Source organism: Mycobacterium sp., from assembly GCF_035640695.1.
GTDB lineage: Bacteria > Actinomycetota > Actinomycetes > Mycobacteriales > Mycobacteriaceae > Mycobacterium.
This window is the reverse complement of record NZ_DASQVQ010000015.1, coordinates 1-14,720: the sequence shown is the minus strand read 5'-3', so window position 1 is coordinate 14,720 and position 14,720 is coordinate 1. Positions and strand designations below refer to the sequence as shown.

Here is a 14,720-nt window from a genome sequence, read left to right as displayed (position 1 = left end):
CGCGTGCAGACTTGAGCGCAGTCCACTCAGTAGACGTAGTAGACGCAGATACCACATCTATACCAGGAGGCAACACCATGGCTCGTGCGGTCGGAATCGACCTCGGGACCACCAACTCTGTCGTCGCGGTCCTCGAAGGTGGCGACCCGGTCGTCGTCGCGAACTCCGAGGGCTCACGCACGACCCCATCGGTCGTAGCGTTCGCTCGTAACGGCGAGGTGCTGGTCGGCCAGCCCGCCAAGAACCAGGCCGTGACCAACGTCGAGCGCACGGTTCGCTCGGTCAAGCGCCAGATGGGCACCGACTGGAGCATCGAGATCGACGGCAAGAAGTACACCGCGCAGGAGATCAGTGCGCGGATTTTGATGAAGCTGAAGCGCGATGCGGAGTCCTACCTCGGTGAGGACATCACCGACGCCGTGATCACCGTTCCGGCCTACTTCAACGACGCCCAGCGGCAGGCCACCAAGGAGGCCGGCCAGATCGCGGGGCTGAACGTGCTGCGGATCGTGAACGAGCCGACCGCCGCCGCGTTGGCCTACGGCCTGGACAAGGGCGCGAAGGAGCAGACCATCCTGGTATTCGACCTGGGTGGCGGCACCTTCGACGTCTCGCTGCTGGAGATCGGCGAGGGCGTCGTCGAGGTCCGCGCGACCTCGGGTGACAACCACCTCGGCGGCGACGACTGGGATCAGCGCATCGTCGACTGGCTCGTCGACAAGTTCAAGGCGCAGACCGGCATCGACCTGACCAGGGACAAGATGGCGATGCAGCGGCTGCGGGAAGCGGCCGAGAAGGCCAAGATCGAGCTGTCGTCAAGCCAGAGCACGTCGATCAACCTGCCATACATCACCGTCGACGCCGACAAGAACCCGCTGTTCCTCGATGAGCAGCTGACCCGCGCGGAGTTCCAGCGGATCACGCAGGACCTGCTGGACCGCACCCGCAAGCCGTTCAAGTCGGTGATGTCCGACACCGGCCTCTCGGTGTCCGACATCGACCATGTCGTGCTGGTGGGGGGTTCCACCCGGATGCCCGCCGTGACCGATCTGGTCAAGGAGCTCACCGGCGGCAAGGAGCCGAACAAGGGCGTTAACCCCGATGAGGTTGTCGCGGTCGGCGCCGCACTGCAGGCCGGCGTGCTCAAGGGTGAGGTGAAAGACGTTCTGCTGCTCGATGTCACGCCACTGTCGCTCGGCATCGAGACCAAGGGCGGCGTGATGACCAAGCTGATCGAGCGCAACACCACGATTCCGACCAAGCGGTCGGAGACCTTCACCACGGCCGACGACAATCAGCCGTCGGTGCAGATCCAGGTCTATCAGGGTGAGCGTGAGATCGCCTCGCACAACAAGCTGCTGGGCAGCTTCGAGCTGACCGGTATCCCACCGGCCCCGCGGGGCGTGCCGCAGATCGAGGTCACGTTCGACATCGACGCCAACGGCATCGTGCACGTCACGGCCAAGGACAAGGGCACCGGCAAGGAGAACACCATCCGGATCCAGGAAGGCTCGGCCCTGTCCAAGGACGAGATCGACCGGATGATCAAGGACGCCGAGGCGCACGCCGACGAGGACCGCAAGCGTCGCGAGGAGGCCGATGTCCGCAACCAGGCCGAGACGCTGGTGTATCAGACGCAGAAGTTCGTCAAGGAGCAGCGCGAGGCCGAGGGCGGCTCGAAGGTCCCCGAGGAGACGCTGTCGCGGGTCGATGCGGCGATCGCCGATGCCAAGACGGCACTCGGTGGAACCGATATCACCGCGATCAAGTCCGCGATGGAGAAGCTCGGCCAGGAATCGCAGGCGCTGGGCCAGGCCATTTACGAGGCCGCGCAGGCCGATCAGGCCACCAGTGCCGGCGCCGGCGGAGCCACCAGTGCCGGCGGAGCCGGCGGCAACGGGTCCGGCGGGGCCGATGACGTGGTGGACGCCGAGGTGGTGGATGACAGCAGCCGGGAGTCCAAGTGAGTCGACCCGGCAGCGAGTCCCACGAACCGGTGACCGTCACCGATAAACGGCGCATCGATCCGGCGACCGGCCAAGTTCGCGAAGGCGCCGCTGGCCCGGCCCCCAGTGGGCCGGCGCCGGGGGCGCCGTCGGCCGACACGTCGGACAAGGTGGCCGAGCTGACCGCCGACTTGCAGCGCGTGCAAGCCGATTTCGCGAACTATCGCAAGCGTGCGCTGCGCGACCAGCAGGTGGCCGCAGAGCGGGGTAAGGCGGCGGTGGTGAGCCAATTGCTCGGTGTGCTCGACGACCTCGATCGTGCCCGCAGCCACGGCGACCTGGAGTCGGGGCCGCTGCGCTCCGTCGCCGACAAGCTGACGAATGCCCTTACCGGCATTGGGCTTTCGGCGTTCGGAGACGAAGGCGATGGCTTCGACCCGTCACTGCACGAGGCGGTGCAGCACGAGGGCGACGGTTCAAAGCCGATCGTCGGCAGCGTGATGCGCCGTGGTTACCGAATGGGCGACCAGGTGCTGCGCCACGCGTTGGTCGGCGTCGTCGACACCGTCGAAGACGACCAGCCGGCGACGGCCCCGGACGCCGGCCCGGATGCCGCGCCGGCCGAGCAGCCCGCCGACGCGGTCGATAACGGCAGCGCGCCGGACACCGAGACCGCAGAATCAGAATCGTCGGCCGGTTAACGAGGCCGGCACACAACTACCACAGTACGACGACCGCACTGGTAAGGAGGTGACGCGACATGGCCCAACGCGAATGGGTTGAGAAGGACTTCTACAAGGAGCTCGGCGTCTCCTCCGATGCCAGCCAGGAAGAGATCAAGCGCGCCTATCGCAAGCTGGCGCGCGAACTGCATCCCGACCGCAACCGCAACGATGCGGCGGCCGAGGAGCGGTTCAAGGCCGTGTCCGAGGCGCACAACGTGCTGTCGGACCCGACCAAGCGCAAGGAGTACGACGAGACCCGGCGGCTGTTCGCCGAGGGCGGCTTCGGCCGCCGGTTCTCCGCCGGAAACTTCGGCGGCTTCGGCGGAAACGCCACGGAGTTCAATCTCGGCGACCTCTTCGACGCCGCCGGGCAGACCGGGGGCACCAACATCGGCGACCTGTTCGGCGGCTTGTTCGGCCGCGGCGCTTCGCCGAGGCCCAGCCGGCCGCGTCGCGGCAACGACCTGGAAACCGAGACCGAACTCGATTTCCTTGAGGCCACCAACGGCGTCGCCATGCCGCTGCGGTTGACCAGTCCGGCACCGTGCACGAACTGCCACGGGAGCGGCGCGCGGCCTGGCACCAGCCCGAAGGTGTGCCCGACATGCAACGGCGCCGGTGTGATCAGCCGCAATCAAGGCGCGTTCGGGTTCTCCGAGCCGTGCACCGATTGCCGCGGCACCGGTTCGATCATCGAGCACCCCTGCCCGGAGTGCAAAGGCACCGGCGTCGCGACCCGCACCCGGACGATCAACGTCCGCATCCCGCCCGGCGTCGAGGACGGCCAGCGGATCCGGCTGCCCGGCCAGGGTGAGGCCGGGCTGCGCGGGGCACCGTCCGGCGACCTGTACGTGACCGTGCACGTCCGCCCCGACAAGGTGTTCGGCCGCGACGGCGACGACCTGACCGTCACCGTGCCGGTCAGCTTCCATGAATTAGCGCTTGGCACAACACTTTCGGTGCCGACGCTGGACGGCAAGGTCGGTGTGCGGGTGCCGAAGGGCACCGCCGACGGACGCATCCTGCGGGTGCGCGGCCGCGGAGTGCCGAAGCGCAACGGCGGTAACGGAGACCTGTTGGTCACCGTGAGGGTGGCAGTTCCGCCCAACTTGGAAGGCACAGCCCTGGAGGCGCTGGAGAAGTACGCCGCCGCGGAACGGGCCAGCGGCTTCGATCCGCGCGCCGGATGGGCGGGTAACCGATGAGTCGCAATTCGTCATCCGAAGAAGCCCGCACCTTCCTGATCTCGGTGGCCGCCGAACTGGCCGGCATGCACGCTCAAACCCTGCGCACGTATGACCGGCTCGGTCTGGTCACACCTCGACGCAGCACCGGCGGCGGCCGGCGCTACTCACAGCGTGACGTCGAGTTGCTGCGCGAGGTGCAGCGGCTGTCGCAGGACGAGGGCGTGAATCTTGCCGGCATCAAGCGGATCATCGAGCTGACCACCCAGGTCGAGGCGCTGCAGTTGCGGATCAAGGAGATGTCCGAGGAGATCGAGATGCTGCGCACCAACCAGCGTCGTGAGGTCGCGGTGATGCCGAAGAGCACCGCGGTGGTCGTGTGGCAGCCGCGGAAGCGCCGCTAAGACACCCGGATCGAAAACGTCGCGGTCGCCGACTCGCCCTGGTGAACGACGGGGAAGCCGCCGCGGCGCAGTGCATCGGTCGGGGCCATCATCGGCTCGAAGCAGATCACTTCGTCGTCGCTTGGCGAGAACACCTGCGCCGCCGAATAACCCTCCTCGAAGTGCACCTCGATGCGACGGTCCCCACCGGAAAGCGCGAAAACCGCACCGGTCGGGATGTCGACATATCCGTCGTCGAAGTATTTGTCGTCCAACGCTTGCTTGGACGCCGGCCTGTCTTCGGTGACCCCGGTCGGGATGCCCCACGCGTTTACCGGCGCGAATTTCATTGCGGGTAGCTCGACTTCCCATTCCGGCCGCGGCACGTCCGGCACCCGCAGATACGGATGGAATCCGAAGCACAACGGCACGTCGGCCGAGCTGGTGGGTGTCACCGTGGTCCGCACCGTCAGCGTGCGATCCGCCAGCGTCACCTCCAACTTCAACGTGTGTGGGAACGGAAAGCTGACCAACAGGCGCGGCTTCGAACCGTAGTCCAGTTGGGCGGTCAGCCTGTTGTCGGTCTGCTCGGTGACCTCCCACTCCGGATACGCGGCGAGCACCCCGTGAATCACCACGCCGTGCTGATCGGTGCGCACCCCGCCGATGCCCGGGGTCAGCGTGACGGCGCCGCCGTCCACGCTATATGTGTTCGCGCTCAACCGGTTTGCCCACGGGTACAGAATCGGGATGCCCATCGTCTTGCCGGTCGTCAGATAGGCGTGCAGGCCGCGGCGCTGCCCGAGCAACTCCACCCCGTCATCGGACAGCGAGGTGCCGACCATGCCGGCCTTCGGTACGTATTCCGCGGTCAGCGGGGACGACGGGTCGCGCAACGTAACGCTAGGCAGCTCAGCCATCGTCGGATCCTTTCACAGATCAATTCGCGAGCGGGTCGTGTTGAATGCGTTCGGCCGGTGCGCCTTTGGCAATCAGCGCCGCCTTGGTGGCCGCAACCATCTGCGGGCCGCCGCAGATGAGGATCTGCCGGTCACCCCATCCGCCGTACTTCGTGACCACCTCGGGCAGTCGCCCGATTTGGCGAACGTGCAGGCCGCGGGGCGGTTCGACGTTGGGGTAATCCGCAGCCCAGGGCGGGTTGCGATTGTAATCGGACACCGGCGACACCGAAAGCCATGGATTGTGGGCGGCGATGTTCCACAGCGTGCGCAGGTCGTGGAGCTCACACGGATAGCGCGCCCCAAAGAAGAGATGCACCCGCGGGTTGTGCCCGTATTGGGCGAGGTCCATGATCATCGCCCGTAGCGGGGCAAGGCCGCTGCTGCCGGCCACCATGAGCACGTCGCCGCCGTCGCGGTCGATCTCCATGGCTCCCAGCGGGCTGGACAGCCGCCAACGCTGGCCGGGATGGGTCTCTTCGACGATCGCCCTGCTGACCATCCCGCCGAGCACTGCGCGCACATGAAACTCGATCGCGCCAGTGGGATCCGACGGTATGGCCGGGCTCAGATAGCGCCACCGTCGCGGGCATTGCGGGACTTGGACATTGACGTACTGGCCGGCGTGGTAGGGCATCGGCCGGTCCAGTTGCAGTCGGATCACCGCGATGTCGCGCGACACTTGTTGGTGCTCGACCACCGTGCCGTCCCACCACGGCGGACCCGCCTCGGCGTCGGCGGCGCCGCACATCACCCCGACGATCAGGTTGAGCGCTTCGCAGGCCGCCTCCTCGAAGGAGGCATCCCAGGTCGAGCCGAAATGACTGCGCAGCGTCGTGTACAGCGCGTTCTGCATCGATTTGTAATGCGTCGGGGTGGCGCCGTACTTGCGGTGGTCGCGGCCGAGCTGCGCGAGAAACGACACCGGCTCCTGCGCGCGCCGCGCGATCAGTTCACCCAGCACCCACGAGAGCGCGTGCGCGAAGGCCGTCCGCTGGCCGCCCATCTCGGGCGGAAACAGGTCACGCGCCGATGGATCGACAGCGAACCAGGCGGTGTAGAACCGGCCGATCAGCTCGTCGGATCCAGACGTGGGGTCGATCGCCGAGCGCAGCCGTCGCAGCACGCTCTGGTTCTCGACACCCACGGCGCACGATTCTAAGCGCGGCCACGCGACGCGGCGATCGCGACCAGCACCCCCCCGGCCAGCGCCCAGCAGGTCAGCACCACGATCGCGGTACCCGCGCCGGCGCCGCCGAAGAATGCGGTCGACCGCAGCAGGGTGGCGTTCGCGCCCTGCGGCAGGTAGTGACCGAGGGTGCCCCATCCGCTCGGCAACATCTGCGGTGCGCTGTTTAGTCCGGACAGCGGGTTGCCCAGCAGCAGCGCCAGCAGCGCGCCGACGACCAGGCCGACACGACCGAACAGCGATCCCAGCCCGAGGAGGGACAGGCCGGCGGCGAGCACACCCAGTGCCAACCCGCCGGCCACCGCCCAGAAGTTTTGATCGATCGAGCCGAGCACATACCGCAGCAGCGCGGCGATCGTCACGCCCGCCAGCCCCGAGAACACCACCGTTGCGGTGCAGCGGGTCCACACCTCCCGGGGCAGCAGCAACACCAGCGCGATCCCCGGCAGCAGGCCGGCCAGGGTGATGGGCAGCACCGCGGCGGCCAGCCCGGTTCCCCGCGGGTCGCCGGCCGTCGGCGGCGCCAGATCCTCGGTGCGCAGCGGCCGGCCGGCGTGCTGGGCGATGCCATTGCCGACCTGGGTGAGCAGCTGCGCGACGAGCGGGCTGCCGCCGGTGGCGATCAACAGCCTGGGGCCGTCCGCACCGAACGAGATGCCGCCGTAGACGGCACGGTCGCGGATCGCGCCGCGCAGCGCCGCCTCGTCGGGATAGCTGGTGACCGCGAACGCACCGGGCGCGTTCTGTTCCAGCAGGCCGGCGACCTGCGCGGCCTGTGGTCCGGCCGCGCCGATCGGCACGTCGCGGGGCTTCGTTTTAGCGGCCGGCAGCGCGAACGCGATCGCGATGATCGCCAGCACCACGGTGAGGCCGACGACGATGCCGGTGGCCCGCAGCGCGGCCGGTGGCCGGTGGCGCACGGCGGGGTGGTCGGTGTGGCGGGGCGGTGATTGGGTGTCCATGGTCGCCCTTTCATCCGTTGTTGAATTAACGGTCTGTGCGAGCCTATCGCGGCCGGGTAACGATTTCAACAGTCATTGAATAAGCGCGATGTCCACGCGGCGGGCGTCACGCCGCAGGTGCGAGAAGCCCGCGCAGCTGTCGGCGTCCGCGGTGCAGCCTGGAGACCACGGTTCCGACCGGGGTGCCCATGAGCCGTGCGATTTCGCTGGAGCGCCGCCCTTCCACGTCGGCGTAGTAGACCGCCATGCGGAACTTCTCGGGAAGGGCCCGCATGGCCGCCTTGATCTCGTTGTCGGGCAAGCCTGTCAATGCCTCGTCCTCGGCCGAGCGCAGCCCCGTCGCGGTGTGTCGCGCACACGCCGCGAGCTGGTGATCGGTGATCGCCTCGGTCGGGTATTGAGCCGGCTCCCGCTGTCTCCTGCGGTAGGCGTTGATGTAGTTGTTGGTCAGGATCCGCGACAGCCACGCGGCGAGGTTGGAGCCCTGCTGAAACTGGTCGAAGTGGGCGTAGGCCTTCACCATCGTGTCCTGCAGCAAATCCTCTGCGTCGGCGCGGTGACGAGTCAGCCGAAATGCCTGACGGTACAGCGGTCCGAGTAGCGGCGTAATGTCGCGCGCGAAGGTTGCGCTCAGTTCACTTGTGCCACTGGTCGATTCGGCGGATGTCGCGGTCACGGTTCACCGCCCCAGTGGTAGCGGGCCGGATATTGGGCTGACGATTGGACGGCCACGGCGCCTCCCCGATTTCAACCTACGTTGAATTAAGACTCGAGCATAACTCCGGTGCCGCCTTGATTTCAACACCAATTGAAATGTTATCGTCGTCACATGGCGCGACCAGCGACGACGAGGCGACGGGGCCGCCGTCAAGGCGAGCCGGTGTCACGTGACGCCGTGCTGCGGGCGGCAAAGCGGCGATTCGCCGAACAGGGCTACGAAAAGACGACCCTGCGTGAGATCGCCCGCGATGCCAGCGTGGATGCGTCGATGGTGCTGTATCTGTTCGGGTCCAAGGCCGAACTGTTTCGCGAATCGCTGCGTCTGATCATCGATCCCGGCGCGCTGGTGGACGCCCTTACCGGCGGCTCAGCCGATCAGGCCGGCGACATCGGGGAACGTCTGGTCCGTACCTACTTGCGGATCTGGGAGGGCCCGGACACCGCACACAGCATAACGTCGATGTTGGCGTCGGCGACGTCGAATTCCGACGCGCAGCAGGCATTTCGAAGCTTCGTCCAAAGCTATGTGCTCACCGCCGTCTCGGCCGCACTGGGTGGAGGTGAGCAGGCCCGACTGCGGGCGATGCTGGCCGCGTCGAGCCTCGTCGGCACCGCCATGCTCCGCTACGTGATTCGGGTGCCGCCGTTGTCGGAGTTGTCGGGCGACGAGATCGTCACGTTGGTGGCGCCCACCGTGCAGCGCTATCTGACCGCCGACGCGGCCGAACTCGGCCTACCCGACTGACGCCACCACTTCACGCCAGACCGTGAATTCCCTTGTACAGCACCATGACTCCGATCACGATGAGGATGGCGGCGACCAGCGCGGCATTGTGCCGCTCCATCCAGTCCTTGAGCCTGGCCAGCGCCCCCGCCAGGCGCTGGCCGGACAACGCGTAGGCCAGGATCGGCAGCGCGACCGACGCCGCGGCGACGGCGACGAAGAAGGCCGCAGCGGTCCAGGTGCCCGCCAGCCCGAGCCCGGCCGAACCCGCTGCCAAACCCGCCGCGAGACAGATGAATACCACCTTCGGGTTGACGACCGCCAACAGCACCCCGAGGCCGCCGGCGCGGATCGGGGTGGTGTCGGTCAGCGTGCGCATCCACGCCGGCGAATGCCCGGACCGGTGGCGCGTGAACCACCGCCACAACCCGAAGACGATCAACGCCACGCCGACCGCGACCCGCCCCCAGGAGGCCCACCTCGGTGGCTGATCGAATGCGCCGACCAGCCCGGCGACGGCGACGAACACCCCGGTCATCGCCGACAGCGCAAGCAACCAGCCGCCCAGGTAGGTCAGCCCCGCGGGCTTCGGGCGCGGACTGTGCAGCACCAGCACCGCGGGAATGATCGACAGCGGCGAAAGCGCGATCACCAGCGCCAGCGGCACCATTTCGGTCATGACCGACACCAGTTCGCTGGACACCCGCCGCCTCCCGTTGGTCCGAACACGACGGTAGCAATGCCGGGCGTCCGCGGGCGGTCAACTCGCCACGGCAACAGCCCCTGGTCGCTAGGGTCGACACGGGGCGATGGAGGTGGTCGGGATGCAACCCCACACGGACGTACGGACGGGCTCACAGCGGTCGAACTCCCACCACGAAGTGGTGGTGAAATGTCCCGCCACCGGCGACGTGGTCGGCACCGTCCCGGTCACGCCGCGGGCCGAGGTCGACGCCGTCGCCGCCCGGTTGCGCGCCGCGCAGCCCGAGTGGCAGGCGATGGGACCCCACGGACGCGCCAAATGGCTTGGCAAATGGCGCGATTGGCTACTCGATCATTCCGACGAACTGCTCACCGTGCTGCAGCGGGAATCCGGTAAGGCCTGGGGCGACACGGCCGGCGAGGTCGCGCCGGACTTGATCAACTACTGGGCCGAGAACGCGGCCGAATTCCTCGCCGACGAAGCCGTTCGTCCGGTCGGCGTGGCCAATGCGGCCAAGAAGCTGACCATCCGCTACGAGCCCTACCCGCTCGTCGGCGTGATCACCCCGTGGAACGGTCCGCTGTCGGTGCCGCTGTTGGACATACCACCGGCGTTGATGGCCGGTTGTGCCGTGTTGTCCAAGCCCTCGGAATTCACCCCGCTGGTGTGGCAGCGCGCGGTCAGCGGCTGGCAGGAGATCGGTGCACCCGATGTACTCGACGCGGTGTACGGATACGGCGAAACGGGTTCTGCCGTCGTTGATCTCGTGGACTACGTGATGTTCACCGGTTCGGTCAACACCGGACGCCGGGTAGCCGTCGCCGCCGCACAGCGGCTGATTCCCTACGGCCTCGAGTTGGGCGGCAAGGACGCGATGATCGTCTGCGCGGACGCCGACGTCGACCGCGCCGTGGAGGGTGCGCTGTGGGGCGGGTTCTTCAACGCCGGTCAGGCCTGCATCTCCGTGGAACGGGTATACGTCGAGGAGCCGATCTACGAGGAGTTCGTGCACAAGCTGGTCGCCAGGACAGCGCAGTTGCGGCAGGGCATGGACGCAAAGCACGACTATTCCGTTGACGTCGGCGCCATGGCCACCGAACAGCAACTGGGCATCGTGTCGAGGCACGTGAACGACGCGGTCAGCAAGGGGGCGAAGGCGCTCATCGGCGGCAAGCCGAAGCGCGACGGGTTGTTCTACGAGCCGACGGTGCTGGTCGACGTCAACCACGAGATGGATTGCATGCGCGACGAGACGTTCGGCCCCACGCTGCCGGTGATGAAGGTTCGCGACGCGGACGAGGCGATCGAGAAGGCCAACGACTCCCGGTTCGGGCTGTCCGGCAGCGTCTGGACCCGCGACCGGGCGAAGGCGATGGCGCTGGCGAAGCGGATGGACACCGGATTCGTGCACATCAACAACGTCATCTTGGGGGTCATCCAGCTGCCCCTACCGTTTGGCGGCTGGCACGACTCCGGGCTGGGTGAACGCTCCGGCGGGGCCGCCGGTATCCGTAAGTACTGCCGCACCAAGAGCATCGTCGCCGACCGGGTGGCGATGAAGAAGGAGCTGAACTGGTACCCGTATTCGCGCCGCAAGGGCAGGGTCATGTCGACGATGATCAGATTGCTCGCCGCCAGGGACTGGCACCGGCGACTCGGGCGCTGATGCCCCACATCCGCTAGAGTTGAGCGGAACAGACTCAATCTTGACGACGTTGAACATCGCGACAAGGTTCTTTCCTAGACGAACGGAGGTGTCGTGGACTCGTTCAACCCGACCACCAAGACTCAGGCGGCACTGACCGCCGCGTTGCAGGACGCCAGCGCGGCCGGCAACCCGGAGATCCGGCCCGCTCATTTGCTGCTGGCGCTGTTGACCCAGCAGGACGGAATCGCCGCGCCGTTGCTCGAGGCCGTCGGCGTCGACCCGGCGACCATCCGCACCGAGACCCAGCGGCTGCTCGATCGGCTACCCCGCGCCGCCGGCGCGAGCGCGCAACCGCAGCTGTCGCGCGAATCGCTGGCCGCGATCACCGCGGCACAGCAGCTGGCCACCGAGATGGACGACGAGTACGTCTCGACCGAGCACCTGATGGTGGGGTTGGCCACCGGTGATTCCGACGTCGCCAAGCTGTTGACCGGCCACGGCGCGTCGCCGCAGGCGCTGCGAGACGCGTTCGTCAAGGTGCGCGGCAGCGCACGGGTCACCAGTCCCGATCCGGAGGACACCTACCAGGCGCTGGAGAAGTACTCCACCGACCTGACCGCCCGCGCGCGGGACGGCGAACTCGACCCGGTCATTGGGCGCGACAACGAGATTCGTCGCGTCGTGCAGGTGCTGAGCCGTCGCACCAAGAACAACCCGGTGCTCATCGGCGAGCCCGGCGTCGGCAAGACCGCGATCGTCGAGGGCCTCGCCCAGCGCATCGTCGCCGGCGACGTGCCGGAAAGTCTGCGCGACAAGACGATTGTGGCGCTGGACCTCGGCTCCATGGTCGCCGGCTCGAAGTATCGCGGCGAGTTCGAGGAACGCCTGAAGGCCGTTCTCGACGACATCAAGAACTCGGCCGGACAGATCATCACCTTCATCGACGAGCTGCACACGATTGTCGGCGCCGGCGCGACCGGCGAGGGCGCGATGGACGCCGGCAACATGATCAAGCCGATGTTGGCCCGCGGCGAGCTGCGGCTGGTCGGCGCGACCACGCTCGACGAGTACCGCAAGCACATCGAGAAGGACGCCGCGCTGGAGCGGCGCTTCCAGCAGGTCTTCGTCGGTGAGCCGTCGGTCGAGGACACAATTGCCATCCTGCGCGGGCTCAAGGATCGCTATGAGGTGCACCACGGTGTGCGCATCACCGACTCGGCGTTGGTAGCGGCCGCGACGTTGTCCGATCGCTACATCACCGCGCGGTTCCTGCCCGACAAGGCCATCGACCTGGTCGACGAGGCGGCGTCGCGGTTGCGGATGGAGATCGACTCCCGGCCCGTCGAGATCGACGAGGTCGAGCGGCTGGTGCGCCGGCTCGAGATCGAGGAGATGGCGCTGTCCAGAGAAGAGACAGCGGAGGACGCCGCAACACGAGAGCGGCTGGAGAAGCTGCGCGACGAACTGGCCGACCAGAAGGAGAGGCTGGCCGAGCTGACCACTCGCTGGCAGAACGAAAAGAGCGCGATCGACACTGTCCGCGGCCTCAAGGAGCAGCTGGAGACGCTGCGCGGTGAGGCCGAGCGGGCCGAGCGCGACGCCGACCTGGCCAAGGCCGCCGAGCTGCGCTACGGGCGCATCCCGGAGATCGAGAAGAAGCTCGAGGCCGCGCTGCCGCAGGCCGAGGCCCGCGAGCAGGTGATGCTCAAGGAAGAGGTCGGCCCCGACGACATCGCCGAGGTGGTGTCGGCGTGGACGGGCATCCCGGCCGGTCGCATGTTGGAGGGGGAGACCGCCAAACTGCTGCGGATGGAAGACGAGCTGGCCAAGCGCGTCGTTGGCCAGAAGAAGGCCGTGCAAGCCGTCTCGGACGCGGTGCGCCGCAGCCGCGCCGGTGTGGCCGACCCGAACCGGCCGACCGGATCGTTCCTGTTCCTTGGCCCGACCGGTGTCGGTAAAACCGAGCTGGCCAAGGCGCTGGCCGACTTCCTGTTCGACGACGAGCGCGCGATGGTCCGCATCGACATGAGCGAGTACGGCGAGAAGCACTCGGTGGCTCGGCTGGTCGGTGCGCCCCCCGGCTACGTCGGTTACGACCAGGGCGGTCAGCTCACCGAGGCGGTGCGCAGGCGCCCATACACGGTGGTGTTGTTCGACGAGGTCGAGAAGGCTCACCCGGACGTGTTCGACGTGCTGCTGCAGGTCCTCGACGAGGGTCGGCTCACCGACGGGCAGGGCCGCACCGTCGACTTCCGCAACACGATCCTGATCCTGACGTCCAACCTCGGCTCCGGCGGCAACGAGGACCAGGTCATGGCGGCGGTGCGGGCGACCTTCAAGCCGGAGTTCATCAACCGGCTCGACGACGTGCTGATCTTCGAGGGCCTCAACCCCGAGGAGCTGGTGCAGATCGTCGACATCCAGCTGGCTCAGCTGCAGAAGCGGCTCGCGCAGCGGCGGCTGCAACTGGAGGTGTCGCTGCCGGCCAAGCGGTGGCTGGCCCACCGCGGGTTCGACCCGGTCTACGGCGCGCGGCCACTGCGGCGACTGATCCAGCAGGCCATCGGCGACGAGCTGGCCAAGATGCTGCTCGCCGGCCAAGTCCACGACGGCGACACCGTTGCGGTGAACGTCAGTCCCGACGGTGACCGGCTGGTACTCGGGTAATTTCCCGAAGGCGATTTAATCGCGCATGTGACGGGGTTGTAATCCGCTCAAGTTCGGGGTATCCGACCCGCAGCAGATAGGCTGACTGGGATGGTTCCGCTCTGGTTCACGCTGTCCGCGCTGTGCTTCGTGAGCGCGGGCGTGCTGCTGTACGTCGACATCAGCCGTCGGCGCGGGCTGGGCCACCGCCGCAAGTCGTGGGCGCGCTCACACGGCTTCGACTACGAGCCGGAGTCCGCCGATATCCTGCGCCGATGGAAGCGCGGCGTGATGTCGACCGTCGGCGACGTGACCGCCCGCAACGTCGTGCTCGGCCAGATCCGCGGCGAAGCGGTGTACATTTTCGACCTGGACGACGTCGCGACCGTGATCGCGCTGCACCGCAAGGTCGGCACCAACGTCGTGATCGACCTGCGGCTGAAGGGCCTGAAGGAGCCGAGGGAAAGCGACATGTGGCTGCTCGGCGCGATCGGCCCGCGGATGGTGTACTCCACCAATCTCGACGCCGCCCGCCGCGCGTGTGACCGTCGCATGGTCACCTTTGCCCACACCGCACCGGATTCCGCGGAAATCATGTGGAACGAGCAGAACTGGACGCTGATCAGCATGCCGGTCACCAGCACCCGCGCGGTCTGGGACGAGGGGCTGCGCACCGTGCGGCAGTTCAACGACCTACTCCGCGTGCTCCCGCCGGCGCCCAAGGCCATCGGCCAGTCCGCGGCCCGGCGTGACGGATCGCCCGGTCGGCCGTTGGCGCCGCCTGCCGAGCTGCCGCCGGGTCGCACCGAGGCGCTGCGGCGCGCCGAGCCCGGCCGCACCGAAGCCATCCGCCGTCCCGAGCCCGGCCGTGCCGAACCCGGTCGCACCGAGGCGATCCGGCGCGCCGAGCCCGGCCGCATGCCACCGCCGC

At 67.7% G+C, this 14,720-nt stretch carries 13 protein-coding genes; 8 read left to right on the top strand and 5 right to left on the bottom strand.

Going from position 1 to position 14,720, the window contains the following annotated elements; all coding sequences use genetic code 11:
• Window positions 1–77 precede the first annotated feature (77 nt).
• Genes dnaK through VE759_RS02180 form a run of 4 tightly spaced genes read left to right on the top strand, consistent with a single transcriptional unit; the run spans window position 78 to window position 4,259 of the window.
• Complete coding sequence (gene dnaK, locus VE759_RS02195; protein WP_324927794.1) at window positions 78–1,967, top strand: molecular chaperone DnaK; 1,890 nt, start codon at window positions 78–80, stop codon at window positions 1,965–1,967.
• Window positions 1,964–2,647, top strand: coding sequence for a nucleotide exchange factor GrpE (grpE, locus tag VE759_RS02190; protein ID WP_324927792.1), 684 nt, complete (start codon window positions 1,964–1,966; stop codon window positions 2,645–2,647). Before dnaK ends, grpE begins: the two co-directional genes overlap by 4 nt.
• A gap of 59 nt (window positions 2,648–2,706) precedes the next feature.
• Entirely contained in the window at window positions 2,707–3,876 is a 1,170-nt protein-coding gene (dnaJ, locus tag VE759_RS02185; protein ID WP_324927790.1) for a molecular chaperone DnaJ, read from the top strand.
• A complete protein-coding gene (locus tag VE759_RS02180) occupies window positions 3,873–4,259 on the top strand; it encodes a heat shock protein transcriptional repressor HspR (protein WP_324927788.1) in 387 nt (128 codons plus the stop codon). The genes dnaJ and VE759_RS02180 overlap by 4 nt, the downstream gene beginning before the upstream one ends.
• Here VE759_RS02180 and VE759_RS02175 read toward each other — a convergent pair.
• The 4 genes from VE759_RS02175 to VE759_RS02160 all read right to left on the bottom strand — a co-directional run bounded on the left by VE759_RS02175 (window position 4,256) and on the right by VE759_RS02160 (window position 8,024).
• Window positions 4,256–5,158 carry an aldose 1-epimerase gene (locus tag VE759_RS02175; RefSeq protein ID WP_324927786.1) on the bottom strand — a complete coding sequence of 301 codons (903 nt, stop codon included), beginning with the start codon at window positions 5,156–5,158 and terminating at the stop codon, window positions 4,256–4,258. The genes VE759_RS02180 and VE759_RS02175 overlap by 4 nt on opposite strands.
• Window positions 5,159–5,177: 19 nt before the next feature.
• On the bottom strand, window positions 5,178–6,344 hold the full coding sequence (locus VE759_RS02170) for an FAD-binding oxidoreductase (protein ID WP_324927784.1): 1,167 nt from the start codon (window positions 6,342–6,344) through the stop codon (window positions 5,178–5,180).
• Between the two features lie 11 nt (window positions 6,345–6,355).
• Complete coding sequence (locus VE759_RS02165) at window positions 6,356–7,348, bottom strand: ABC transporter permease (RefSeq protein WP_324927782.1); 993 nt, start codon at window positions 7,346–7,348, stop codon at window positions 6,356–6,358.
• A gap of 106 nt (window positions 7,349–7,454) precedes the next feature.
• Complete coding sequence (locus VE759_RS02160; RefSeq protein WP_324927781.1) at window positions 7,455–8,024, bottom strand: sigma-70 family RNA polymerase sigma factor; 570 nt, start codon at window positions 8,022–8,024, stop codon at window positions 7,455–7,457.
• A 153-nt stretch (window positions 8,025–8,177) separates the two neighbouring features.
• On the opposite strand from VE759_RS02160, the gene VE759_RS02155 reads away from it, so the two are divergent.
• The gene (locus tag VE759_RS02155) at window positions 8,178–8,813 is read left to right on the top strand and encodes a TetR family transcriptional regulator (RefSeq protein ID WP_324927779.1); all 636 of its coding nucleotides are present in this window, start codon (window positions 8,178–8,180) and stop codon (window positions 8,811–8,813) included.
• A 10-nt stretch (window positions 8,814–8,823) separates the two neighbouring features.
• Here VE759_RS02155 and VE759_RS02150 read toward each other — a convergent pair whose 3' ends face one another.
• On the bottom strand, window positions 8,824–9,495 hold the full coding sequence (locus VE759_RS02150) for a GAP family protein (RefSeq protein WP_414687813.1): 672 nt from the start codon (window positions 9,493–9,495) through the stop codon (window positions 8,824–8,826).
• Between the two features lie 121 nt (window positions 9,496–9,616).
• Between VE759_RS02150 and VE759_RS02145 the strand changes: the two genes are divergently transcribed.
• The 3 genes from VE759_RS02145 to ttfA all read left to right on the top strand — a co-directional run.
• Complete coding sequence (locus tag VE759_RS02145; protein ID WP_324927778.1) at window positions 9,617–11,161, top strand: aldehyde dehydrogenase family protein; 1,545 nt, start codon at window positions 9,617–9,619, stop codon at window positions 11,159–11,161.
• Between the two features lie 93 nt (window positions 11,162–11,254).
• Window positions 11,255–13,810, top strand: coding sequence for an ATP-dependent chaperone ClpB (clpB, locus tag VE759_RS02140; protein WP_324927776.1), 2,556 nt, complete (start codon window positions 11,255–11,257; stop codon window positions 13,808–13,810).
• A gap of 90 nt (window positions 13,811–13,900) precedes the next feature.
• The coding region (gene ttfA, locus VE759_RS02135) for a trehalose monomycolate transport factor TtfA (RefSeq protein WP_324927774.1) at window positions 13,901–14,720 on the top strand (820 nt) is incomplete at its 3' end.